At 74.9% G+C, this 21,663-nt stretch carries 19 protein-coding genes; 8 read left to right on the top strand and 11 right to left on the bottom strand.

All coding sequences use genetic code 11. The annotated features are described in order from the left end of the window. Positions 1-121: 121 nt before the first annotated feature. Complete coding sequence (locus BJ983_RS16710; RefSeq protein WP_179794821.1) at positions 122-1,408, bottom strand: alpha/beta fold hydrolase; 1,287 nt, start codon at positions 1,406-1,408, stop codon at positions 122-124. Positions 1,409-1,662: 254 nt separating this feature from the next. Here BJ983_RS16710 and BJ983_RS16705 point away from each other — a divergent pair, with 254 nt between their 5' ends. After that, on the top strand, positions 1,663-2,403 hold the full coding sequence (locus BJ983_RS16705; RefSeq protein WP_179794820.1) for a beta-ketoacyl-ACP reductase: 741 nt from the start codon (positions 1,663-1,665) through the stop codon (positions 2,401-2,403). Here BJ983_RS16705 and BJ983_RS16700 read toward each other — a convergent pair. Next, positions 2,367-3,401 carry an alpha/beta hydrolase gene (locus tag BJ983_RS16700; RefSeq protein ID WP_179794819.1) on the bottom strand — a complete coding sequence of 345 codons (1,035 nt, stop codon included), beginning with the start codon at positions 3,399-3,401 and terminating at the stop codon, positions 2,367-2,369. The two genes, BJ983_RS16705 and BJ983_RS16700, sit on opposite strands and share 37 nt — an antisense overlap. Before the next feature lie 493 nt (positions 3,402-3,894). Between BJ983_RS16700 and BJ983_RS16695 the strand changes: the two genes are divergently transcribed. Next, positions 3,895-4,503, top strand: a complete 609-nt coding sequence (locus BJ983_RS16695) for a TMEM165/GDT1 family protein (protein ID WP_343054224.1) — start codon at positions 3,895-3,897, stop codon at positions 4,501-4,503. 22 nt (positions 4,504-4,525) lie between these two features. Here the strand turns inward: BJ983_RS16695 and BJ983_RS16690 are convergent, their stop codons facing one another. The 4 genes from BJ983_RS16690 to BJ983_RS16675 all read right to left on the bottom strand — a co-directional run bounded on the left by BJ983_RS16690 (position 4,526) and on the right by BJ983_RS16675 (position 7,600). Then, complete coding sequence (locus BJ983_RS16690) at positions 4,526-5,317, bottom strand: heparin lyase I family protein (RefSeq protein ID WP_179794818.1); 792 nt, start codon at positions 5,315-5,317, stop codon at positions 4,526-4,528. 40 nt (positions 5,318-5,357) lie between these two features. Beyond that, on the bottom strand, positions 5,358-5,573 hold the full coding sequence (locus BJ983_RS16685; RefSeq protein WP_179794817.1) for a three-helix bundle dimerization domain-containing protein: 216 nt from the start codon (positions 5,571-5,573) through the stop codon (positions 5,358-5,360). Positions 5,574-5,581: 8 nt separating this feature from the next. Continuing rightward, positions 5,582-6,433 carry a glutamate racemase gene (locus tag BJ983_RS16680; RefSeq protein ID WP_179794816.1) on the bottom strand — a complete coding sequence of 284 codons (852 nt, stop codon included), beginning with the start codon at positions 6,431-6,433 and terminating at the stop codon, positions 5,582-5,584. Positions 6,434-6,496: 63 nt separating this feature from the next. Continuing rightward, the gene (locus BJ983_RS16675; protein ID WP_179794815.1) at positions 6,497-7,600 is read right to left on the bottom strand and encodes an SDR family oxidoreductase; all 1,104 of its coding nucleotides are present in this window, start codon (positions 7,598-7,600) and stop codon (positions 6,497-6,499) included. A gap of 169 nt (positions 7,601-7,769) precedes the next feature. Between BJ983_RS16675 and BJ983_RS16670 the strand changes: the two genes are divergently transcribed. Then, positions 7,770-9,122 carry an NAD(P)/FAD-dependent oxidoreductase gene (locus BJ983_RS16670; protein ID WP_179794814.1) on the top strand — a complete coding sequence of 451 codons (1,353 nt, stop codon included), beginning with the start codon at positions 7,770-7,772 and terminating at the stop codon, positions 9,120-9,122. Between the two features lie 26 nt (positions 9,123-9,148). Continuing rightward, on the top strand, positions 9,149-10,009 hold the full coding sequence (locus BJ983_RS16665; RefSeq protein ID WP_179794813.1) for an alpha/beta fold hydrolase: 861 nt from the start codon (positions 9,149-9,151) through the stop codon (positions 10,007-10,009). Here BJ983_RS16665 and aroQ read toward each other — a convergent pair. After that, complete coding sequence (gene aroQ / locus BJ983_RS16660) at positions 10,006-10,464, bottom strand: type II 3-dehydroquinate dehydratase (RefSeq protein ID WP_179794812.1); 459 nt, start codon at positions 10,462-10,464, stop codon at positions 10,006-10,008. The genes BJ983_RS16665 and aroQ overlap by 4 nt on opposite strands. A 140-nt stretch (positions 10,465-10,604) precedes the next feature. Here aroQ and BJ983_RS16655 point away from each other — a divergent pair, with 140 nt between their 5' ends. Then, positions 10,605-11,207 (top strand): response regulator transcription factor, encoded by a 603-nt coding sequence (locus BJ983_RS16655; protein ID WP_179794811.1) that lies wholly within the window; start codon positions 10,605-10,607, stop codon positions 11,205-11,207. 175 nt (positions 11,208-11,382) lie between these two features. Here the strand turns inward: BJ983_RS16655 and BJ983_RS16650 are convergent, their stop codons facing one another. Next, complete coding sequence (locus BJ983_RS16650) at positions 11,383-11,619, bottom strand: hypothetical protein (RefSeq protein ID WP_179794810.1); 237 nt, start codon at positions 11,617-11,619, stop codon at positions 11,383-11,385. A 118-nt stretch (positions 11,620-11,737) separates the two neighbouring features. On the opposite strand from BJ983_RS16650, the gene BJ983_RS16645 reads away from it, so the two are divergent. Continuing rightward, positions 11,738-12,736: a WYL domain-containing protein gene (locus BJ983_RS16645; RefSeq protein ID WP_179794809.1), complete on the top strand. Its 999-nt coding sequence runs from the start codon at positions 11,738-11,740 to the stop codon at positions 12,734-12,736. Between the two features lie 149 nt (positions 12,737-12,885). Here BJ983_RS16645 and BJ983_RS16640 read toward each other — a convergent pair whose 3' ends face one another. Together BJ983_RS16640 and BJ983_RS16635 are read right to left on the bottom strand one after the other, a co-directional pair. After that, positions 12,886-14,436 (bottom strand): alkaline phosphatase D family protein, encoded by a 1,551-nt coding sequence (locus BJ983_RS16640; RefSeq protein ID WP_179794808.1) that lies wholly within the window; start codon positions 14,434-14,436, stop codon positions 12,886-12,888. A 202-nt stretch (positions 14,437-14,638) separates the two neighbouring features. Further along, positions 14,639-15,805, bottom strand: coding sequence for an RtcB family protein (locus tag BJ983_RS16635; protein WP_179794807.1), 1,167 nt, complete (start codon positions 15,803-15,805; stop codon positions 14,639-14,641). 139 nt (positions 15,806-15,944) lie between these two features. Between BJ983_RS16635 and BJ983_RS16630 the strand changes: the two genes are divergently transcribed. Then, a complete protein-coding gene (locus tag BJ983_RS16630) occupies positions 15,945-16,277 on the top strand; it encodes a type VII secretion target (protein ID WP_179794806.1) in 333 nt (110 codons plus the stop codon). On the opposite strand, the gene BJ983_RS16625 is transcribed toward BJ983_RS16630, so the two are convergent. Then, complete coding sequence (locus tag BJ983_RS16625; RefSeq protein ID WP_179794805.1) at positions 16,274-17,707, bottom strand: EsaB/YukD family protein; 1,434 nt, start codon at positions 17,705-17,707, stop codon at positions 16,274-16,276. The genes BJ983_RS16630 and BJ983_RS16625 overlap by 4 nt on opposite strands. On the opposite strand from BJ983_RS16625, the gene eccCb reads away from it, so the two are divergent. Continuing rightward, positions 17,700-21,647 (top strand): type VII secretion protein EccCb, encoded by a 3,948-nt coding sequence (gene eccCb, locus BJ983_RS16620; protein WP_179794804.1) that lies wholly within the window; start codon positions 17,700-17,702, stop codon positions 21,645-21,647. The two genes, BJ983_RS16625 and eccCb, sit on opposite strands and share 8 nt — an antisense overlap. Positions 21,648-21,663 lie beyond the last annotated feature (16 nt).

Raw genomic sequence — 21,663 nt, 5'->3', positions numbered from 1 at the left:
CGTGCACGACGTCGGGCGAGGACCTCGACGACCGCCGGAGTCCTCGAACCTACCCGTGTCGGTGCCCACACCCCAGGGCCTGGCATGCGTCCAAGGTGCAGGACCGCTCACGGGAATCGGTTCAGTCGGAGCTCTTCTTGGCGCCCTTGCGCTTGGCCGACGAGGTGACTCCCGAGTAGCGCGCGACCTCGGTCATGAGGGGCGGCCACTCCTCGCGCAGCGCCTGGTTGCCCATGAACAGGCCGAGGTGGCCGCCCGGGGCGGTGCGCTTCCAGACCTGGTCCGCGGGCGTGGACACCGCGTCGGCGGCCCGGAACACCTGGACCGGCGGGGTGATGTGGTCGGTCGCCCCGCCGAGCAGGAACAGCGGGCAGGACAGGTCGGCCATGGACAGGCGCTTCCCGCCGACCTCCAGGCGGCCCTCGATCAGCTCGTTGCCGGAGAACAGGTGCTCGACGAGCCAGAGGTAGAACGTGCCGGGCACGTCCTGCGTGTGCTTGAACCAGTCCTCGAAGGCCTGGTAGCGCGCGATCGCGGCCGGATCGTCGAGGTGGCGCAGCAGGTCGACGTGCTTGGCGATCTCGGCGTCCGGGCTCATCGCGATGAAGCCGTTGAGCACGAACTGGCCGGGCATGTTCCCGCGGCCCATCGCGACCATCGCCTGGTAGGGCAGCGTGCCGTAGCGCCGGCTCGTCACCCGCGACGAGGCGCCGATGGCGGTGTCGCCGGCGTGGAAGTCGATCGGGGCGCCCGCGAGGGTCAGGGTGTTGACGCGCTCGGGGTGCACGCAGGCGTAGATCGTCGAGAGCCAGCCGCCCTGGCAGTCGCCGACGAGGTTCACCGTCGTGTGCCCGGTGCCCTCGAGGGCGGTGTCCACGGCACGGTCGACGACCGCGACGTAGTCCTCGATCGTCGTGTTCTTCGTGGCCTGCGTGGCGCCGACCCAGTCGAGGGTGAACGCGCGGGTCAGGCCGGCCTTGCGGATGACCTGCATCTGCGACTGGGTCGGCTGGAAGTCGACGATGCACGAGTCGTGCCCGGCCTGCGGCGGGAGCACCAGCGTCGGGACCACGTCGTCGGTCGCGCCGTCGGTGAAGTCACGCAGCCGGGCGATCGGCGTCTCCCACACGATCCGGTGCTCGGTGGACCACGACGGGCGGCGACGGCCGAGCACGTGGCCCCACCAGCGGACGGCGTCGTACACTGTCCGGTGCGGGGTCGCGGCCTGGGCGAGGGCGCGGGTGGTGACGTACGCGCCACCCTCGACGAGGGCGGTGGTCGCCTTGCGCAGCGTCTCGCCGCGGAAGGTCCGCAGGTAGGCCGCGGGGTCGACCGGGTCGATGGCCGGCGCGTCGGGGGCCTCGGTGGCGCCGTCGGTCACGGCGCGGCGGTCACTGGTCACGGTCATGGCGGGATTCCTCCTCGGGCAGCCGGCGACAGGCGACGGCACCGGGCTGCTCGGTGGACCGTAAGTCCGCTAGGCATAGTTCGCAAACACTCGCTCGGCGGCACGCGGACGCGTGCGCTGCGACGTTCGGGGGGTCCCCGTCACGGGTGTGTCGCGGAACGCATAGATACGTGTGACCGCCGACACCAGCGGGCACGTCACCGCTCGGTGGGAGCCGCACCAGATGCGGACGACGACGAGCGAAGGGTGTCGTGATGGCGGACATGACCGGACAGGTCGCCGTGGTGACCGGTGGCGCACGCGGGATCGGCAAGGCGATCTCGGAACGGCTCGCGAACCGCGGCTGCAAGGTGGCGGTGGGCTACTCCAACGGGCGGGACGCTGCGGCCGAGCTGGCCGAGAAGTACCCCGGCATGACCATCCACCAGGGCAACATCGGCAACCGCGAGGACTGCGAGCGCGTGGTGCAGGAGGTCTACGACCAGCACGGGCGCATCGACATCCTGGTCAACAACGCGGGCATCACCGCCGACAAGATGCTGCACAAGATGACCGTGGAGGACTGGGACAAGGTCGTGCAGGTCAACCTGTCCGGCACGTTCTACATGTCGCACCTGGCCTTCCAGCACATGCGCGAGCGCGGGAGCGGCCGGATCGTCTCGATCTCGTCGGTCATCGGCGAGCGGGGTAACGCGGGTCAGGCGAACTACGCCGCGACGAAGTCGGGCCTGTTCGGCCTCACCATGTCGCTGGCCTCGGAGGGCGCGAAGAAGGGCGTCACCGCGAACTGCGTGGCCCCGGGCTACATCGAGACCGACATGGTCGCGGGCGTCCCGGAGTCGGCCCTGGAGAAGATCGTGGCCCAGGTGCCCGTCGGCCGGCTCGGCCAGCCCGACGAGGTGGCGCGCGTCGTCGAGTTCCTCGCCGACCCCGACTCGGGCTACATCACCGGCCAGGTCTACTCGGTCAACGGCGGGCTCTTCATGTCCTCCTGAGCCGTCCCGAAGGTCGCCGCCAGCTCGTCGCAGATCTCGTCGAGCGCGGCGGCGGCCGCCCGGCACACGCCGGGGAAGGTGATGAAGCCGTGGATCGCGCGGGCGTGGTCGGAGTGCCGGGTCGGCACCCCGGCCGCGCGTAGCCGGTCCGCGTACGCGACCCCGTCGTCGTGCAGTGGGTCGACCTGCGCGGTGATGACCAGGGCCCGCGGCAGCCCGCGGTGGTCGGGGGCGAGCAGCGGGGAGCAGAGCGGGTCCGTGGGGTCGCCGTCGGGGCCGAGGTAGTTGGCCCGGAACACGTCCATGTCCGCCTTCGTCAGCAGCGGGCCGCACTCGTAGGTCGTGGTCGACGGGGCGTCCAGCGTCAGGTCGACGACGGGGTAGATGAGGATCTGGGCGTCGATCGCCGGCCCGGCCTCGCGGGCCAGCATCGCGACGACCGCCGCGAGGTTGCCGCCCGCGCTGTCGCCCATCACCGCGACCTGGTCGGTCCGCCCGCCGAGGGCGTCGGCGTGGCGCACGGCCCAGACCAGCGCCGCGTACCCGTCGTCGCGACCGGCGGGGTAGGGGTACTCGGGGGCGAGCCGGTAGTCCACCGACACCACGAGGGCGCCGACGCGGGCCGCGACCTGGGCACACAGCCAGTCGGACTGGTCGAGGTTGCCCAGCGACCCACCGCCGCCGTGGTAGTTCAGCACGATCGGCAGGCCGTCCTCGCGCCGCCGGCCGCCCGGCAGCGGGCCGTGCGGGCGGTAGACGCGCAGGGTGGTCGGGCCGGAGTCGTGCCCGGTCGCGACGGCGAGGTCGACCCGCAGGTCGGTCAGCGAGACGTCGGCGGGCATCGGGCCGAACACCCGCGACGTGACGACGTTGTGCGAGAGCCGCCGGGTGCGGGCGCGGGCGAGGTCCTCCGCGGTCATCCGGCTGATGGCGATGACCCCGGCGCGGTCGGTGAACCAGGTGAACAGCCGGGTCCGCACGTCGATGTCGACGGTCATCACGCCTCCTCACCGCACCCATGCGATGTCGCCGAGTGCCCCGTTCGGCGGTCGACACCGCGCCGTTGCTCCGTCCGGGACTGTGACGTCGATCATGGCCCGCCCGTGACGCGGTTTCCAGCGCGACCGGCGCCCCGATCGTGGTCGCTCGGTGACCGGCGTCCGGATGACGTGCGCCCGAGCGGGTGACGGCGCGTCCGCACGGCGACACGCCGTCGCCCGCCGACGAGAGGCTCGCGCCCGTGAGACACGTCGCGTCGACCGGTAGCTCCCGGTCGACCTGCTAATGTCGGGATCGAACGAGGGGGAGTAGCTCCCAACACCGCGGTCGACACACTGATCGCCGTGCCGGTCGCCCGGCACGTGCATCCGGTCGCGGCGGCCACCGGCTCCACGGTGGCGGGCGAGACCTTCGGTTCCGATCCCGTTGCATCCACGGGTCGGGCCGGAGACGTGTTCCTCGGCCTGATCCGCTCAGGACGAGAGGACCCTCGTGGACCCCATCGTGGCCACCTTCCTGGCCGCCACGGCCGTCAGCTTCGCCGTCATCTTCGTGGCGGAGCTCGGCGACAAGTCCCAGCTGATGGCGCTGACCTTCGCCACCCGCTACCGGGCGCTCCCGGTGCTCATCGGCATCACGGCCGCCACGGCGGTGGTGCACGCCGTCTCCGTGGGCGTCGGCTACCTGCTCGGCGCCGCCCTGCCCACGTTCTGGATCAACCTCGTGGCCGCGGTCGCCTTCGTCGGGTTCGGCCTCTGGACCCTGCGCGGCGACGAGCTCACCGCCGACGAGGAGGACAAGGCGGCCCGGTCCAGCGGGTCGGCGGTGCTCGCCGCCTCGGTGGCGTTCTTCCTCGCCGAGCTGGGCGACAAGACGATGCTCGCCACCATCACCCTCGCCACCCAGTACCAGGGCTGGGGCGGCGTGGTCGGCGTGTGGCTGGGCTCGACGGTCGGCATGGTGATCGCCGACGGCCTCGCGATCGTGGTCGGCCGGATGCTGGGCAAGAAGCTCCCGGAGAAGGCCATCAGGATCGGCGCGGCGGTGCTGTTCTTCGTCTTCGGCGTGTGGCTCGCCGTCGAGGCGTTCCTGACGCGGTGACCTGCCGCCGGAGTCCGGGAACTCAGGAGTCCGAGGCGAGCGTGGAGGCCGCCTCGCGGCTGGTCGCGATGACGACGTCGTCGAAGTACACCGAGCCCTCGTCGTCGATGTCCGACGACCGGTAGAGGCCGGTCTTGAGGTAGGACACCTCGTCCGGGTAGAGGGTCCCGCCGCGGGGCCGGTAGTCCGAGACCACCTCGCGGCCGTCCTGGAACACGTCGACCCGGCCCTCGCCCGGGTCGTCGGAGAAGTGCACGTTCAGCACCAGGTCGGTGCGGGCCCCGGCCCGGGCGGGACCGATGTCCCGGGACCAGTGCTCCCCGATGCCCTCCCCGCCGTCGAGCACGAAGCGGCCGCCGCGGACCTGGATCGACAGCGGCGGGCTGCCGTCACCCGAGTTCTTCCACTGGGCGATGACCTGCCAGTCGGAGGTGTCCACCGGGAAGTCCCGTGGCAGGTACACCGCGAAGCCGAACCAGTAGTCGTCCCCGGGGCGGAAGCTGCGGTACGCGGGCTCGAGCTCGGAACGGGTGCCCCCGCCCGGCACGGTGTACTCGACGGCGGTGCGACCCGGCGCGTCCGGCGAGGACACCGCGCGGGGGTCGTCGGCGTCGTCGGTGTTCCAGGGCGTCACGCGGTACGAGTCGAGGACCGTGTCCGCGCCGGTGCCCGAGCGCCACACCACGCCGGCGCCGGTCGGTCCCGACGACGGGCCGCGGCCGCCCGAGGACGCGGGACCGGCGCAGCCGGCCAGCACCGCCAGGGCGAGGAGGATCCCGACGCCGGGCCACGCGAGGTTCCGGCGGAGGATCACGATCTCAGCCTACGGGCGCGCGGGTGATGCCCCGGTCGCGTCAGGAGGCGCCGACGAGACGCTGTCGCACCGAGCGCTCCACCAGGATCGGCAGGAACGACCGGACGCGGGCGCCGGCGAGCCGGTCGACGGCCTCCGCGACCGCACCGCGCACCGTGTCCGGGGCGATGCCCTCCGCGCCCCAGCGGGCGACGAGCCGCTCCTCGGTCTCGACGAGCAGCGCGTGGTCGTCCCGGGCGGTGGAGGCCTCAACCATTCCGGTATTCAACGACCGGGGACCGGTTGTGCACCAGAGATCGACGCGTGGCTCACAGGGGCGGCCTCGCGGACCGCCGGCGGGAGCAGGGCGAGGTCGACCGGACCGCCCGCGGCCAGCGCGGCGCCCACCGGGTAGGCACGGGCGGCGGCGGGCAGCGGACCCTCCTCGCCGGAGAGCAGCACGGACACCCCGGCGGGCGTCGCGTCCGGCCGCGGGTCGAGCCCGAGGCGCCGCAGCGTCTGGCCGGCGACGGCCCCCGCGCTGTCGAAGAGCCGCACCCCGGGCAGGGCCGCGGCGATCGCATCCGACACGAGCGGGTAGTGGGTGCAGCCCAGCACCACGCTCCGCACCCCGGCCGGGGTGCGGGCCGCCCCGGCGGCCACCGCGTCGCCGATCGCCCGGCCGTCCGCGCTCTCCACGGCCCGTGCGAGCCCCGGGCACGGCACGGCGGTCGCCTGGCCGGGCGCGGCGAACAGCGTGACGAGATCGGCCTGGTAGTCGCTCGCGCTCGTCGCCTCCGTGGCCCATACGCCGAACGGCTCGCCGGTCGCGGCCGCCGGCTTGATCGCGGGCACGGTCCCGACGACGGGTCGGTGCGGCTCCAGCTCGGCGCGCAGCGGGACCAGGGCGTTCACGCTCGCGGTGTTGCACGGCACCACCACCGCGTCGGCCCCCCGCTCGACGGCGAGCCGCGCGGCGGACAGGACACGGTCGACGATCCACCCGCCCGGCCGGGAGCCCCACGGCATCCCCGCCGGGTCCATCAGCAGGTCGAGGTGGGCGTCCGGACGCAGGTGGCGCAGCCAGCCCGCCGTCGGGAGCATGCCGAGACCTGAGTCGATGAGCGCGATGCGCATGGGTGGGAGACGAAGCGGAGGGGAGCTCGACCCGGCCACACAGCCACGCTACCGCCCCCGTCCTCAGACCATCGCGGCGCTGCCGACCTCCGGGTGGGAGCGGAAGAATTCGACCATCGGACCGACGTGGTCGGCGAAGGACGGGCACGAGACGCCGACCTCGGCGAGCAGCGCGGTGGTCGCCGCGGTGTCGTAGAACGTGGGGTGGGTCAGGTAGTCCAGCGTCGAGGACGGCACCTTGAACAGCCGCCCGACCCCGGGCACGTGGTCGATCGAGAAGGCGGCCAGGGACGTCGGCATCGGGACCACGCGCAGCTTCCGCCCGCCGCGGTCCGCGAACGTCTCGCACATCTCGGTGACCGACGGCGGGTGCGGCTGCGCCAGGGCGACCGTGCGCCCGACGGCGGCGTCGTGCCCCGCGAGCGCGGCGATGCCGTCGACCACGAAGTCCGACGGCACGAGGTTGAACGCCACCCGGTCCGCCCCCGTCGGCAGCGGCATCAGGGCGGTGGAGCCCTGGCGGAGCAGCAGCTGGAGCACGTAGTAGGGCCCGTCGAACTTCTGCGTGTGGCCGGTGGTGGAGTCGCCGACCACCACCGACGGGCGGTAGATCGTCACCGGCAGGCCCGCGTCCCGGGCCTTCGCGACGACGCGCTCCGCCTCGTGCTTGGTGTGCTCGTAGTGGTTGGCGAACGGCTGGCCGAGCTCGAGGTCGTCCTCGTAGAACAGCCCGTCGTAGCGGCCCGAGACGTAGCAGGTCGACACGTACTGCAGGCGGCGCAGGCCGGCGCCGGCGGCGGCCCGCCACGCGAGGTCCACGACGTGTCGGGTGCCGTCGACGTTCACCGTCCACGCGATCCGCGGTGCGACCGACAGGTCGTACACCGCCGCGAGGTGGAAGATCTCCAGCGGCTCGCCCAGCAGCCGCTCGGTCACCGCCGGGTCGAGCCCGAGACCCGCCGTCGTGATGTCCCCGACGACGAGGTCGGTCCGGCCCGCGAGCGCGGGCTCGGCCCGCTCGATCTCCGCGAGCGCCTCGCGGGCCCGGCCCAGCCAGCGCTCCTGCACGAGGGCGACCGCCCGGGCGTCCGGGTCGCGGCGCAGGGTGCGGGGCAGCAGCGCCGATCCGAGGAAGCCGGGGAACCCGGTGAACAGCACGGCACTCACGGCAGGGCCTCCAGGACGTCGGTCGGTACCCGGTACCTCACGTACCGGACCGATGAATCACGGCACAGGGTGTCATCCGGGCTCTCGGGGGGCATCTCCGCAGCGGAAGGGACGTCGCGCACCGCTGCCGGCGTGGCCGCGCGGTGGGACCGACGTCGAGAGGTTCGTGATGGCAGAGCGTGTCGTGGTGGTGGGAGCGGGGTTCGCCGGGCTGGAGACGGTGAAGCGCCTCGAGAAGGTGCTGCGCCCGCAGCTGGAGGACGGCTCGGTCGAGGTCGTCCTGGTCGCGCCCAACGACTACATGCTCTACCTCCCGCTGCTGCCGCAGGTGGCGGCCGGTGTGATCACCGCGCAGTCGGTCACCGTGCCGCTGCCGCGCGCGGTCAAGCGGGCCCACCGGCTGCCCGGCACCGTCGTCGGGGTCGACCTCGAGCAGAAGTGCTGCGTCGTCCGCAAGATCTCCGGCGAGGAGATCGACCTGCCCTACGACCGTCTCGTGCTCGCCCCGGGCAGCGTCACCCGCCAGTTCGACATCCCGGGCCTGGAGGAGCACGCCCTCGGGATGAAGAACCTGGCCCAGGCCGCCTACCTGCGGGACCACGTGCTGGCCCAGCTCGAACTGGCCAACGCGGCCACCGACGACGCCGAGCGCGCGGCGCGCTGCCGCTTCGTGGTGGTGGGCGGCGGCTACGCCGGCACCGAGACCGCGGCGTGCCTGCAGCTGCTCTGCGAGGCCGCCCTCAAGCGCTTCCCCCGCATCGACCCCGGCATGGTGCGCTGGACGCTGATCGACATCGCGCCCCGCCTGATGCCCGAGCTCGGCAAGCGGCTCGGCGAGCAGGCGCTGGACATCCTGCGGCGGCGGGGGGTGGAGATCAAGCTCGAGACCGGCGTCTCGGAGGTCACCGACGAGTCGGTGACGTTCTCCGACGGCGAGGTGGTCCCGTGCCGCACGCTGGTGTGGACCGCGGGCGTCACGTCCAGCCCGCTGGTGAAGAACCTCGGCGTGGACCTGGTCCGCGGCCGCCTCAAGGTGGGCGCCGACCTCCAGGTCGAGGGGCACCCCGGGGTGTTCGCGCTGGGCGACTCGGCCGCCGTGCCGGACCTCACACAGGACGACCCCGAGGCCATCTGCCCGCCGACCGCGCAGCACGCGACGCGGATGGCGACGACGGCGGCGGACAACGTGGTGGCCTCGCTGCGCGGCGACGCGCTCACGCAGTACAAGCACCACGACCTCGGCCTCGTGGTGGACCTCGGCGGGTCGCAGGCCGTGGCGCACCCGCTGAACCTCGAACTCAAGGGTGCCCCCGCGCAGGTCGTGACCCGGGGCTACCACCTGTTCGCGCTGCCGCTCATGCGGACGCGGGCCCGGGTGGTGGCCAACTGGATCCTCCACCTGTTCGGCGGGGACGACTTCATCCGCATCGGGTTCCTCGCCGACCGCAAGGCCACCGTCGACGAGTTCGAGGGCACCACGTCCTACCTGTCGCGCGACGAGATCCGCGCGCGGGCGTCCTGAGCGACCGCCGGCCCCACGCCCGTCCGATGCCCCACCTCGACGACGTCGTCGCCCCCGACGGCACCCGGATCCGGTGGTGGGACAACGGGTGCGTGGGGCGCCCCGGGCCCGATGTCGTCATCTCGAACGGCCTCGGCGCCTCGCCGGCGGCGTGGCCGTGGCTGGGGGGCGACGGACAGCCCTCGGCGACGGCGCCGCGGACGGTGACGTGGCACCACCGCGGGCTCGGTGGGTCGGAGCGGCCCGCCGACCCGGCGCGGATCACGATCGGCGACCACGTCGACGACATGTTCGCCGTGATGGACGCGGCGGGGATCGAGTCGGCGGCGGTCATCGGCTGGTCGGTGGGCGTGGCCGTCGCGTTCGAGGCGGCACGCCGGGCGCCGGAGCGGATCTCCTCGCTGCTCGTGCTCGGCGGGGTCGCGGGCGGCGGCTTCCGCAGCGGGCCCTCGTGGGCGCCGGAGTTCCTCTCCCGCGGGATCTCGACGGCGAGCGCCTGGTCGCTGCGCCTGGTCGGGCCGCCGGTGGCGGGCCTGATCTCGCTGCTGCCCCGCAGCATGGATGCGAACGCGCTGGCGGCGCTCGCCCCGCCGCCGCTGCAGACCCTCGCCGAGGTGGCGCGGGAGTTCTCGCACCACGACTGGACCTGGTTCTCGCAGATGGTGCTCGCGGCCGGGAAGGAACCGCCGATCCCGGTCGACGCCGTGCGCGTACCGACCACGGTGGTGGCCGGTGAGTTCGACACGATGGCGCCGGTCGAGGACATGGTCGCCCTCGCCGACGCCGTACCGGGGGCACGGCTGGTCCGGGTGCCCGGCACGCACTTCGTGCCGCTGCAGTTCCCGGACGTGCTCGCGGCGGAGCTGGACGCCCTGCGCGCCCGCTAGATCCGGGTCGCGACGAACCGCAGCGCCAGGTCGTAGCCGAGCGTGCCCGCCCCGGCGATCACCGCGGTCGCCACGGGCGAGACGTAGGAGTGGTGCCGGAACGGCTCGCGGGTGTGCACGTTCGAGATGTGCACCTCGACGATCGGCCCGGGGATCGCGGCGAGCGCGTCCCGGATGGCGACCGAGGTGTGCGTGTACGCGCCGGGGTTGATGACGACGGCGGCGAAGTCGGTCATCGCCTCGTGGATCGCGTCGACCAGCACGCCCTCGTGGTTGCTCTGGCGGGCGTCCACCGTCAGCCCGAGCTCGGTGCCGAGCGCGCGGGCCCGGTCGTCGACGTCGGCCAGGGTCTCCGAGCCGTAGATCTCCGGCTCGCGTCGCCCGAGCAGGTTGAGATTGGGCCCGTGCAGGAGAAGTACCCGACGCGGGGGCTGTGGTTCACGATTCTGCGACATGGCCGCTCCAGACGATCACGCTGGGATAACAACAGCGGTGTGATTCGAGGGTCAAGGTCCCGGGCGGGGACGCCGATATGAGGAAAGCGCCCACCGAGGGCGGTCCGCCGCGATGAGGCGAACACCGAGACGGAGTCTGTATGAGGACGGTTCTGATCTGCGACGACCGGCGCAGTGTGCGTGAGGGCCTGACCCGCGTCATGTCGGCGGTGCCCGGCGTGCAGCGCATCGACTGTGTCGCCACCCCGGAGGACCTGCTCGCCCGGTACGCCCGGCAGCCGGTCGACGTCGTGTTCATCGGGACGCAGCGTGCGGTCAGCGCGGGCGCGGAGGCGACCCGCCGGCTCGTCACGGCGCACCACCAGGCCAACGTCATCGTCTTCGGTGCGCCCGACGACGCCGGCAGCATCGCCTCCGCGATCGCGGGCGGCGCCCGGGGCTACCTGCGCTGGGACGCCTCGCGGCCCGAGCTGGTCGCCGCCCTCGCGTCGACCACGATGGGTGACGTCTTCCCGGCCCAGCGCCAGTCGGCGGAGCCGGGTGCGGGCGTGAACCTCACCGAGCGCGAGATGCAGGTGCTCCGCGGGATGAGCCAGGGCAAGAGCAACGGTCAGATCGGGCGCGAGCTGTACCTGTCCGAGGACACCGTGAAGACGCACGCGCGTCGGCTGTTCCGCAAGCTGTCCGCCTCGGACCGGGCGCAGGCCGTGGCGCAGGGTTTCCGCTGCGGGCTCGTCAGCTGAGTCCGGCCGGACGTCCGGGCGATCGGGGACCGCGAACCGCCGAGTCGGAGGCGGCGGCATCGCAGCAGGGCCCCGTGGATCGCAGCGGACACGGACGTCGCGGGGACTCGCCCGCGAGCGCAGGGGCACGCCCGACCGGGCAGGGTTCGGGCGTGCTCCCGCGAACCGCGTGCGGTCAGCCCGCGAGCGGGCCGACCATCGCGGCGATGCGGTGATCGGCGATCTCGGTCCGGGTACGACGACCGATCCCGAAGCGGTGCCGGATCCCCTCGGGGCCCGCGAGCCAGCCCTGGTAGGCGTCGAGCCGGTGGTCGAGCCGCTCGCCGTCCTCGGCGATCACCGTGACGAGGTAGCGCGCCTCCCGCTCGAAGCGGTAGCGGGGCGTGGGCGGGGTCTTCACGGGCCTGGCCATCAGCACTGATCGTACGGGGACGGACGGTTCTCCCTCGGTCGACACGCAGTCACTCCCGCCACACCCCGGGCTCGTGAGGAGGACGTGACCTGGCCGCCTCGTGCGGCACGATCCGTCCGTGCTCGAGACCTCCGCCCGGCTGCTGCGCCTGCTCTCGTTGCTCCAGACCCGCCCCGAGTGGTCCGGGCCCGAGCTGGCGGCCCGGCTGGGCATCTCGGTGCGCACCGTGCGCCGGGACGTGGAGAAGCTGCGCTCCCTCGACTACCCGGTCGAGGTGGACCTCGGTCCGACCGGCGGCTACCGCCTCGGCGCGGGAGCCGCGCTGCCGCCGTTGCTGCTCGACGACGAGGAGGCCGTCGCGGTCGCGGTGAGCCTGCAGACGGCGGGCGGGGCCGGGATCGCCGGTCTCTCCGAGACCGCGGTCGGGGCCCTCGTGAAGCTGGAGCGGATCCTGCCGGAGCGGTTGCGACGGCGGGTGTCGGCGATCGGGGTGTCCACGGTCGCGCCGCTGCGGGCACTGCCGTCGGTCGAACCGGCGACGCTCGTCGCGGTGGGCGGCGCCTGCCGGGACCGTCGGGTGCTCGAGCTCGACTACACCGCCCACGACGGCGCGGGGTCGAGGCGGCGGGTCGAGCCGCACCACCTGGTCGCCTGGGGTCGGCGCTGGTACCTGCTCGCCTACGACCTCGGCCGCGACGACTGGCGCACGCTGCGCCTCGACCGGATCGTGCCGCGGGTGGCACCGGACGGCCTCGCCACCGGACCGCGGTTCACCCCGCGCGATGTCCCGGGCGGGGACCCGGCGGAGTACGTCGCCTCCAAGGTCCGCGACGTCCGACCGGTGCGGTGCCGGGCCCGGGTGCACGCCGGGGTCGACGAGGTGCGGGCGCGGATCTGGACCGACCAGGTGGGGCTCGACGACCTCGGCGACGGCACCTGCCGCGTGCGTCTCGCCGGCGACGACGTGCAGGGCGTGGCGATCACGCTGGCCGCCCTGGGGCTGGAGTTCGAGGTCGAGGAGCCCGCCGAACTCGGCGTCGCGCTACGGGGGATGGGCGAGCGCTGCGCCCGCGCCGCAGATTCCTCGGCCCGGGGTGTTGCGCGGCGACCGAGTTAGGCTAGGCTCACCTCAGCGAGATCGACAGCACTGACGATCCGCCCGCAGACCGGCCGCGAGGGTGTTGTGGTGGCGCCCGAGGTGGCTGCGCAAGAGGAGGGCGCCGGGCTCGAGGGACGAGCCCGGCGCCGTCCTCGTCATCGTAACCCTCAGCCCGGACGCAGGCCCGGCGAGCGGTCCGCGACCGTGAACGCCGCCGCCGTCCGCACCGGGGCACCCGGCGTCGAGACGCGGTCGACGACCCGGACGGCCGTGCGCATCACGTCCGCCTCGAACCGCGCCGTGAGGTAGCCGCGCCGGTCGGTGCCGTAACGGATGTGCGGGTTCTCCGTGAGCGCCTCGACGACCTTCGCCGGCCGGTCCGCGCCGTCGCCGCCCGACGTGATCGAGCTCGACACCAGCTCCGTGCCCACGACGGGCGAGCTCGCGTCCCCGGACCGCGCCCTCACGTCGGCCACGTACTGGGTGTGGATGTCGCCGGAGAGCACGACCGCGTTGCGGACCCGGGACCGCTGCCACGCGTCGACGATCCGGTCGCGCTCCACGGCGTAGCCGTCCCAGGCGTCGGGGTTGAAGCCGCGCGGCGGGCCGGGCACGAGGTCGAGCGCGGAGAAGAACACCTGCTGGCCGAGGACGTCCCAGCGCGCCCGCGAGCGGCGGAAGCCGTCGACGAGCCACCGCTCCTGCTCGCCCCCGGTCAGCGTGCGCCGCGGGTCGGTCAGCTCCGCGCAGTCGCTCGGGTAGGTGTCGCCGCAGGCCTGGTCGTCGCGGTACTGCCGGGTGTCGAGCATGTGGAACGTGGCGGTGTCGCCCCAGTGCAGGCGGCGGTAGCACCGGATCGACGAGCCCTGCGGCCGCTGCGCCGCGCGCACCGGCATGTTCTCGTACCAGGCCCGGAACGCGGCGGCCCGGCGCTGCAGGAACCCCGGGTCGGGCTTCTCGGGGACGTCGCCGGCCCAGTTGTTCGCGACCTCGTGATCGTCGAACACGCTGATCCAGGGTGCCGCCGCGTGCGCGGCCTGCAGGTCGGCGTCGGCGTGGTGGTAGGCGTACCGGGTGCGGTAGCCCGCGAGGTCGCGCGGCTCCGGGGTGTCGTAGCTGCGGGGGTTGCCGCTCGGGGCCCGGTAGGTCCCGGCCGCCTCCTCGTAGATGTAGTCGCCGAGGAAGAGGACGACGTCGGGCTGCTCCTGCGCCAGGTGCCGGTAGGCCGTGAAGTACCCGTGCTCGTACATCGCGCAGGAGGCGAACGCGATGGTCAGCGGCTGCAGCCCGTGTACGGGGGCCGTCCGCGTGACGCCGACCGGCGAGATCCGGCCCTGCGCGCCGAAGCGGTAGAAGAAGGTCCCGCCGGCCGGGAGTCCCTGCGGTTCGACGTGCACCGCGTAGCCGTCCTGCGGCCCGGTCCGGGCGCGGCCGGACGCCCGGACGCGGGTGAAGCGCTCGTCGTCGGCGACCTGCCAGTCGACCTCGACCGCGCCCTCGGTCATCCCGCCGTCGGGCCGCTCCGGGTCGCGCGCCAGTCGGGTCCAGAGCACGACGCCGTCGGGGGTCGGGTCGCCCGAGGCGACGCCGAGGGTGAACACCTCGCCGGTCGCCGGGGCGGCGAGCGCGCGCGGGACGGTGAGGCTGCTGGTGGCCGCGGCGGCGAGCGCGGCGGCGCCCCCGAGCAGGACGGCCCGCCGTGTGGTGGTGGGGGACACCGCTGCATGGTCGCCCGGCCGTGGGGCCGTGCGGATGGCCTCGCTGCGACGTCCGGGCGAGCGTCCGGTGTCGAGGGGGAGACCGATCCGGACGAACCAGGCGAGGTTCACATGAGGCAGGTCCCGGGGCCGGTCGGGGTGCCTGACGTGAACCTCGCGAGCGGACCGCGCGGGCCGGGGACGACCCGCCGTCGGGGCGGACCTAGTGGCCCTTCACGTTGACGATCTGGCGGAGCGTGTGGCGGACCTCCACGAGGTCGGCCGCGTCCGCCATCACGACGTCGACGTCCTTGTACGCCGCCGGGATCTCGTCCAGGAACGCGTCGGTGTCCCGGTACTCGATCCCCGCCATCGCCTCGCGGAGCTGCTCGATGGTGAACGTCCTCCGCGCCTTCGTCCGCGAGTAGGCCCGGCCCGCGCCGTGCGGCGAGCTGTTCAGGCTCATCGCGTCGCCCCGACCCGTCACCACGTAGGACGCCGTCCCCATCGAGCCCGGGATCAGTCCGGGACGACCCGGCTCGGCGTTGATGGCGCCCTTGCGGGAGACCCACACCTGCTTGCCGAAGTGCGTCTCCTGCTCGGTGTAGTTGTGATGGCAGTTGATCCGCTCCTGCTCGATCACCGGCTCACCGACGAATTCCGCGGTCTGCCGCACCACCCGGTCCATCATCTCCTCGCGGTTGAGCAGCGCGAAGTGCTGGGCCCACCGCAGCTCGCGGATGTAGGCCCAGAACTCCCGGGTGCCCTCCACGAGGTAGGCGAGGTCGCGGTGCGGCAGCTCGATCCACCAGCGGGTCATGGCGTCCTGCGCGACCTTCATGTGCCGCTGCGCGATCTTGTTGCCCACACCGCGGGACCCGGAGTGCAGGAACAGCCAGACGCGGTCCCGCTCGTCGACGGTCACCTCGATGAAGTGGTTGCCGGAGCCGAGGCTGCCGAGCTGCAGCGCCCAGTCCTTCTTGTCCCGGGCCGGGTCGAAGCCGGCCCGCTCGGCCCGCTCCGTCAGCTCCTCGACGCGCGGCTCGGCCGTCGCCACGACCGTCCGGTTCTGCTGGCCGGCGTTGAGCGGGATCGCCCGCTCGATCGCCCGCCGCAGCGGCGCGAGGTCGCCGGCGAAGCGGTCGCGGGTGAACTGCGTCCGCACGGCGGCCATCCCGCAGCCGATGTCGACGCCGACGGCGGCGGGGACGATGGCGCGCTCGGTCGGGATGACCGAGCCGACGGTAGCGCCGCGGCCGAGGTGCGCGTCTGGCATCAGGGCGATGTGCGGGTGGACGAAGGGCAGCCGCGACGCGGTCTCGGCCTGCTCCCGCGTGCCGGCATCGAGGATGGACGCCCAGTTCACGAGGCGTTCGTTGATGCGTTCCACGTCGCAGGACGGTAGGTCGGACGGGCCCGGCGCCCCACCGATTTCCTGCTCGGTCGACTTCTGCGAAACGGCACCCACGGCGCGGGACGCCCTCCTACCGTGAGGACGTCGATCACCACCGAGGGGTCAGGAGCAACCCATGTCCCAGCCGTTCGACGCCGACACCGCCGCGATGCGCGCGGGGGCGGGGGAGCTCACCACGGCCGGGGGCGGGTTCTCGACGGCGGGTGCGCAGGCCGCGGGGGCGGCGGGTTCGGCCGGCGGCGGGGTGAACGGCGGCGGGCTCGCGGGCGCCCTCGCCGCACTCGGGGCGGAGCTGCAGAGCCGGACGCAGGAGCTGGCGAACGCCGCGGCGGCTGCCGCCGGCAACGTGGTCACCGCCGCCGGCACCTACGAGACGGTCGACGGCGGCGCCGGCACGGCGATCGACGGGACGATCGCGGGCACGTCGGACGCGGCGGCGGGCCGCTAGAACCGCGCCCCGGCGTCCGCGGCGGCGGCGTAGATGCCCAGGACCCCGGCCAGCAGCGGCAGCACCGCGACGGCCACCCCGGTCTCGCACCACCCCAGGAGGCGCTGCGTGCGGGGGCGGCGCCACCAGGCCGCCACCCCGTCGTCGGTCACCTCCGCCGTGCGCAGCGCCCCACCCAGCCCGACCAGCGCTCCGACCGCGGCGACGGCCACCACCGCGACGACCCCGCGGACGCCGGGGCCGCCGGTCAGCACCAGGGCCCACCCGACGCCCCCGAGCCCGACCACCCCGGCCCCGACCACCGACGCCGACTCGCCCACGAACAGCGACCGCCGGGCCCGCAGGGCCGCCGTGGCCGACACGGCCAGACAGAAGCCGAGGACGATGCCGCCGCCCGACGAGGTCGCCAGCACCCACAGCCCCACGGCCGCCGCCGCGCTGCCCGCCGACACCGCCGCGTCGAGGGTGTGCCGGGTCGCGGCGGCGTGGTCGACGAGATGCTCGGCGTCCGCGCGCGGCTCGATCCAGGTGCGGCTGCGGGTGACGAGCCAGGGCAGCGCCACGAGCAGCACCAACCAGAGCGTGAGTGCCACGGCGATCGCCCGCGGGGCGGGCAGCACCCCGCCGGCCACCAGGGCCGAGGGCAGCGAGACCCCGACCCCGAGCGTCCCCGCGGCGGCCCACCAGGGCCCGCGTTCGCCCAACACCAGCCAGGCCGCCCCGGCTCCCACCGCGAGCGCCGACCCCGCGAGCGTCAGCACGGGTGACAGGCCGCCACGCACCGCGAGACCCACGGCCACCCCGGCCGCGACCCACGCCGGCAGCGAGGCCAGCCCGGCCCCGAGCGTCGGGAGGTCGGCGGCCGGTGCCGCGTCGAGCGGCGTGGTCGGGCGGGCGCGGCGCTGCAGCGCCGCCAGCCCGAGCAGCAGCGCCGCGAGCGCCAGCGGCACGAGCGGCCCGCCCGGGACCGCGAGCGACACGGCCGCCCCGACCGCCGACACCGCGACCAGCAGCGTCGTCACCAGCACCCCGACGCGGCGCACGGTCCAGCGCGGCGCCCGGCTCGCGCCCGCGGCGAGGGCGACGAGTCCGTCGTCGACCGGCTGCGCGGGGCGCGGCATCGGCCACGGCCCGAGGTGCAGCACGTCGCCGTCGCGCACTCCCGCGGACTCGAGCGAGACGCCGGGCGGGAGCGGGCCGGCTCCGGTGGGGTGCAGGTACCAGGGCCGTCCGTCCGCGCCCCGGACCAACGGTGCGCCGGGGAGCAGCCGGGCCGCGAGCTCGTCGACGACCTCGGCCACCGTCGCGTCCGCCGGGAGCGCCGCGTCCACGGCGCCCTCCGGCCCGCGGACCCGCACCGTGCACCAGGCGCCCCCGGAGGCCTCCCGGCCGCCGGTCGCGGGCGGGGAGGGCTGACGGGCCATGGCCATGAACGACATCCTCGTGCACCGACCACCCCGCGGTGGGCCGGTTCGACCAACTCCCGGACCCGTCCGCCTCGTCGATCCGCCCGCGTCGAGCGGCGGCGGACCGCCCACGCCGTGGACGTACGCGCTGTTCCCGCTGCTCGGCGGCGGCGGGATCCTGGTGTTCGCGATCGTCAACCGGAATCCGGTCTCCTTCCTCGCCGGCGGCATCTTCGTGCTCGGCGCCCTCGGCATGGGCCTGCTGATGATCCTGACGACGCGGGGTCGGTCGCGCGAGGAGGGCACCGACGCGCGGCTGCGCTACGTCGCGCACCTCGCCGCGGTCCGGGCCGAGCTGCGGGCCGCCGCGGACGACCAGCGCCGCGTCGCCGAGGAGCAGCACCCCGACCCGCCGCTGCTCGTCGGCCTCCCGGAACGCGCCGAGCGGCTCTGGGAGCGCCGGCCCGACGATCCCGACTTCCTCGTGCTGCGCGTCGGTCGGGCCCGGGTCCCCGGGCTCGCCGCCCCGGTCCTCGCCGACGCCGACCCCACCCGGCCGCGCGACCCCGGCACCGAGGCCGCCGCCCGGCGTCTCGTCGACCGGCTCGGGCCGGTGCCGGACGTCCCGGTCGCCGTCCCGCTGCACGGTGCCGTGGCGGTGGTCGGCGACCCCGTCCGCGGGCGCGCCCTCGCCCGCGCGGTGCTCGCCCAGCTCGTGGGCCTGCACGCGCCCGACGACGTCCGGGTCGCGGTCTGCTGCCCGGACGGCCCGGACGCGGAGGCCGCCCGCGCGGCCTGGGACTGGGTCAAGTGGCTGCCGCACGCCCGGCACCCCGCCGGCGGCGGCGTCGACGGCACCGGCCTGCTCGTCGCCGAGGACGCGGACGGGCTCCGTCTCCTGCTCGGCGCGGAGCTCGAGCGCCGGCGCGCCGCACGTCCGTCCCCGTCCCTCTCCCCGTTCCGGACGCCGGGGCCTGCCGGGCCCGCGCTCGTCGTCCTCGTCGACGGCGCGCTGCCGGTGCCCGACCCGCTCGGGGACCTGCCGGGGCTCGGGGTCGGCGTGCTGCACGTCCTCGCCGACCCGCTGGACCGCCCCGGGGCGGCCGAGGTCACCGTGCACGTGGACGGCCCGCCCGGTCTGGAGGTCCGCCGCGGGCGGGACGGGACCCCGCCGCCGGAGCTGGCCGGGCTCGCCGTCGTGACGGAGCTCGTCCCGGACGTCCTCGGCCTCGCCGAGGCGGAGACGCTGGCGCGGCGCCTCGCCCCGATGCGGCTGTCCCGGCGGGCCGGGCGCGGGGCCCTGGCCGAGGTCGGCGGGCTGGCCGACCTCCTCGGCGTGGACGACGTCGCCGCGCTCGACCCCGCCGACACGTGGCGGCCCCGGTCGGAGGCCGAGCTGCTGCGGGTGCCGCTCGGCGTCGACGGGGACGGGGCGCCGGTGGTGCTCGACCTCAAGGAGGCGGCGCTGTCCGGGATGGGGCCCCACGGGCTCGTCGTCGGGGCGACCGGGTCGGGCAAGTCGGAACTGCTCCGCACCCTCGTGACCGGGCTCGCCGCCACGCACCCGCCGGACGACCTGGCCCTCGTGCTCGTCGACTACAAGGGCGGGGCGACGTTCGCGGGGATGGCCACGCTGCCGCACGTCGCGGGGTCGATCACCGACCTGGAGGACGACCCGGAGACCGTCGAGCGATTCGGCGACGCGCTGCGCTCCGAGCTGCGCCGCCGTGAGGAGGTGCTCCGGGACGCGGGTCACCTCACCGGCATCCGCGAGCACCGGCGGCTGCGGGTCGCGCGCGGTGGAGCGGTCCCGGTGATGCCGCACCTGCTCGTGGTCGTCGACGAGTTCTCCGAGCTGCTCACCGCGCAGCCGGACTTCATCGACCTGTTCGTGCAGATCGGCCGCGTCGGCCGCTCGCTCGGCGTGCACCTGCTGCTCGCGACGCAGCGCCTCGAGGAGGGACGGCTGCGCGGGCTGGACTCGCACCTGTCCTACCGGCTGGCCCTGCGCACGTTCTCCGCCGCCGAGAGCCGCACCGTCATCGGCAACACCGACGCGTTCGACCTGCCCCCGGTACCGGGCTCGGCCTACCTCAAGGTCGACACCAGCGTGTACCGGCGGTTGCGCGTCTCGACGGTGTCCGCGCCGTACGTCGAGCCGGTGCGCGGGGTCGTGCGGCACCCGCGGTGTCGGGTGTTCCGGGCCTTCGACGGTCGGGGCGACGCCGCCGACGTGCTGCCGGCCCTCGGGCCCGCCCTCTCCGACCCCGAGCAGCGGTCCACCCTCGACGTCGTCGTCGACCGCCTGCGGGCGGCCGCCGACCCGGTGCACCAGGTGTGGCTCCCGCCGTTGCCGGCGGCCCTGCCGCTGACCGCGGTGCTGCCCCGGCCCGCCCTCACGGCGGGGAGCGGCCTGCTCGCGCCGCGGCCCGGACTCCTGGCCGTCGGTCTCGGCGTCGTCGACCGGCCCGACCGGCAGGCCCAGGAGCCCCTGGTCGTCGACCTGTCCGGCACCGGCGGACACCTCGGCGTCGTCGGCGCACCCCGCACGGGCCGCAGCACCGCCCTGCGCACGCTCGTCACCTCCGCCGCGCTCACCCACACCCCGGCCGAGCTCGTCGTCTACGCGATCGACCTCGGCGGCGGGTCGTTGGCGGCGCTGGCGGGCTGGCCGCACGTCGGCGGGGTGGCGGGCCGGCAGCGCCCGGAGGTGGTGCGGCGGCTGGTCGCCCAGCTCGAGACGCTGGTGGCCGATCGCGAGCGCTCCTCCGCCGCGCGGGGAGCCGGGCCGGGGGAGCGCCCCTCGACCGCGGTCGCCGTCCCGGAGCCCGAGCCCGACGTGCTGCTCCTGGTCGACGACTGGGGCGTCCTGCGTGCGGAGTTCGAGGACCTCGAGCCGCGGCTGACGGCCCTCGCCACCCGCGGGCTCGGCCACGGGCTGCACCTCGTGGTGACGGCCGGTCGGTGGTGGGACCTGCGGCCGGCGCTGCGCGACGCCCTCGGGACCCGCATCGAGCTCCGGCTGGGCGATCCGGCGGACTCCCTGATCGACCGCCGCGCCGCGCGGACGGTGCCGCCGACGCCGGGGCGCGCCCTGGTCGGGGCAGGGTCCCGGGCGCAGCTCGCGCTTCCGGTGATCACCGACGGGTCGGGCTGCACCGAAGATGCGGCGACCACCGCGGCGCGGGTCGCGGCCGCCTGGTCGGGACCGGTCGCGCCGCCGATCCGGATGCTGCCCCCGCAGGTGGAGCTGGCCGACCTGCCACCCGGGGCGGTCGGACGGCGGGAGAGCGACCTCGGCCCGCTCACGCTCGACCTGCTCGGCGGTCGCGACCCGCACCTGCTGGTCCTCGGGGACGCCGGGTCCGGTCGGACGGCCGCGCTGCGGGCGGTGGTGACCGCGCTGTGCGCCGCGCACCCGCCGGAGGACCTGCGGGTGGTGGTGGTCGACTACCGGCGCACGCTGCTCGACGCGGTGCCGCCCGAGCACCTGTCGGTGTACCTCGGCTCCGCCCCCGCGGCGGCCCGCACCCTGCCCGCGGCGGCGGAGAGGATGACGGCCCGGCTGCCGGGGCCGGAGGTGACCCCGGCGCGGCTACGGGCTCGCGACTGGTGGGACGGCCCGCACATGCTCGTGGTCGTCGACGACCACGACCTGGTCGCGACGCCGGGCGGGGACCCGCTCACGGCGCTGCTCGACCTGCTGCCGCAGGGCCGGGACGTCGGGCTGCACGTGGTGCTCGCCCGGTCGGCGGCCGGGGCCTCGGCGGCGATGATGGCGCCGGTGCTGCGGCGGCTGCGCGAGCTCGGCACCCCGGGACTGCTGCTCTCGGGCCCGCGCGAGGAGGGCGCCCTGCTGCACGGCGTGCGCGCGAAGGACCTGCCACCGGGGCGGGCGCAGTACGTCACCCGCCGGGCGGACCCGGAGCTCGTGCAGCTCGGGTGGGTGCCGGAGGCCGACTGAGGGGAGGGCGGGCCCG

The sequence above is a fragment of the Actinomycetospora corticicola genome (assembly GCF_013409505.1).
Classification (GTDB): Bacteria; Actinomycetota; Actinomycetes; order Mycobacteriales; family Pseudonocardiaceae; genus Actinomycetospora; species Actinomycetospora corticicola.
This window is presented reverse-complemented; position numbering and strand designations above follow the sequence as displayed.

Coding starts and splice junctions, on each gene's coding strand:
- BJ983_RS16710 (WP_179794821.1), bottom strand. CDS start 1,408: ATGACCGTGACCAGTGACCGCCGCGCCGTGACCGACGGCGCCACCGAG.
- BJ983_RS16705 (WP_179794820.1), top strand. CDS start 1,663: ATGGCGGACATGACCGGACAGGTCGCCGTGGTGACCGGTGGCGCACGC.
- BJ983_RS16700 (WP_179794819.1), bottom strand. CDS start 3,401: ATGACCGTCGACATCGACGTGCGGACCCGGCTGTTCACCTGGTTCACC.
- BJ983_RS16685 (WP_179794817.1), bottom strand. CDS start 5,573: ATGGTTGAGGCCTCCACCGCCCGGGACGACCACGCGCTGCTCGTCGAG.
- BJ983_RS16680 (WP_179794816.1), bottom strand. CDS start 6,433: ATGCGCATCGCGCTCATCGACTCAGGTCTCGGCATGCTCCCGACGGCG.
- BJ983_RS16670 (WP_179794814.1), top strand. CDS start 7,770: ATGGCAGAGCGTGTCGTGGTGGTGGGAGCGGGGTTCGCCGGGCTGGAG.
- BJ983_RS16665 (WP_179794813.1), top strand. CDS start 9,149: ATGCCCCACCTCGACGACGTCGTCGCCCCCGACGGCACCCGGATCCGG.
- aroQ (WP_179794812.1), bottom strand. CDS start 10,464: ATGTCGCAGAATCGTGAACCACAGCCCCCGCGTCGGGTACTTCTCCTG.
- BJ983_RS16655 (WP_179794811.1), top strand. CDS start 10,605: ATGAGGACGGTTCTGATCTGCGACGACCGGCGCAGTGTGCGTGAGGGC.
- BJ983_RS16650 (WP_179794810.1), bottom strand. CDS start 11,619: ATGGCCAGGCCCGTGAAGACCCCGCCCACGCCCCGCTACCGCTTCGAG.
- BJ983_RS16630 (WP_179794806.1), top strand. CDS start 15,945: ATGTCCCAGCCGTTCGACGCCGACACCGCCGCGATGCGCGCGGGGGCG.
- eccCb (WP_179794804.1), top strand. CDS start 17,700: ATGGCCATGAACGACATCCTCGTGCACCGACCACCCCGCGGTGGGCCG.
- BJ983_RS16625 (WP_179794805.1), bottom strand. CDS start 17,707: ATGGCCATGGCCCGTCAGCCCTCCCCGCCCGCGACCGGCGGCCGGGAG.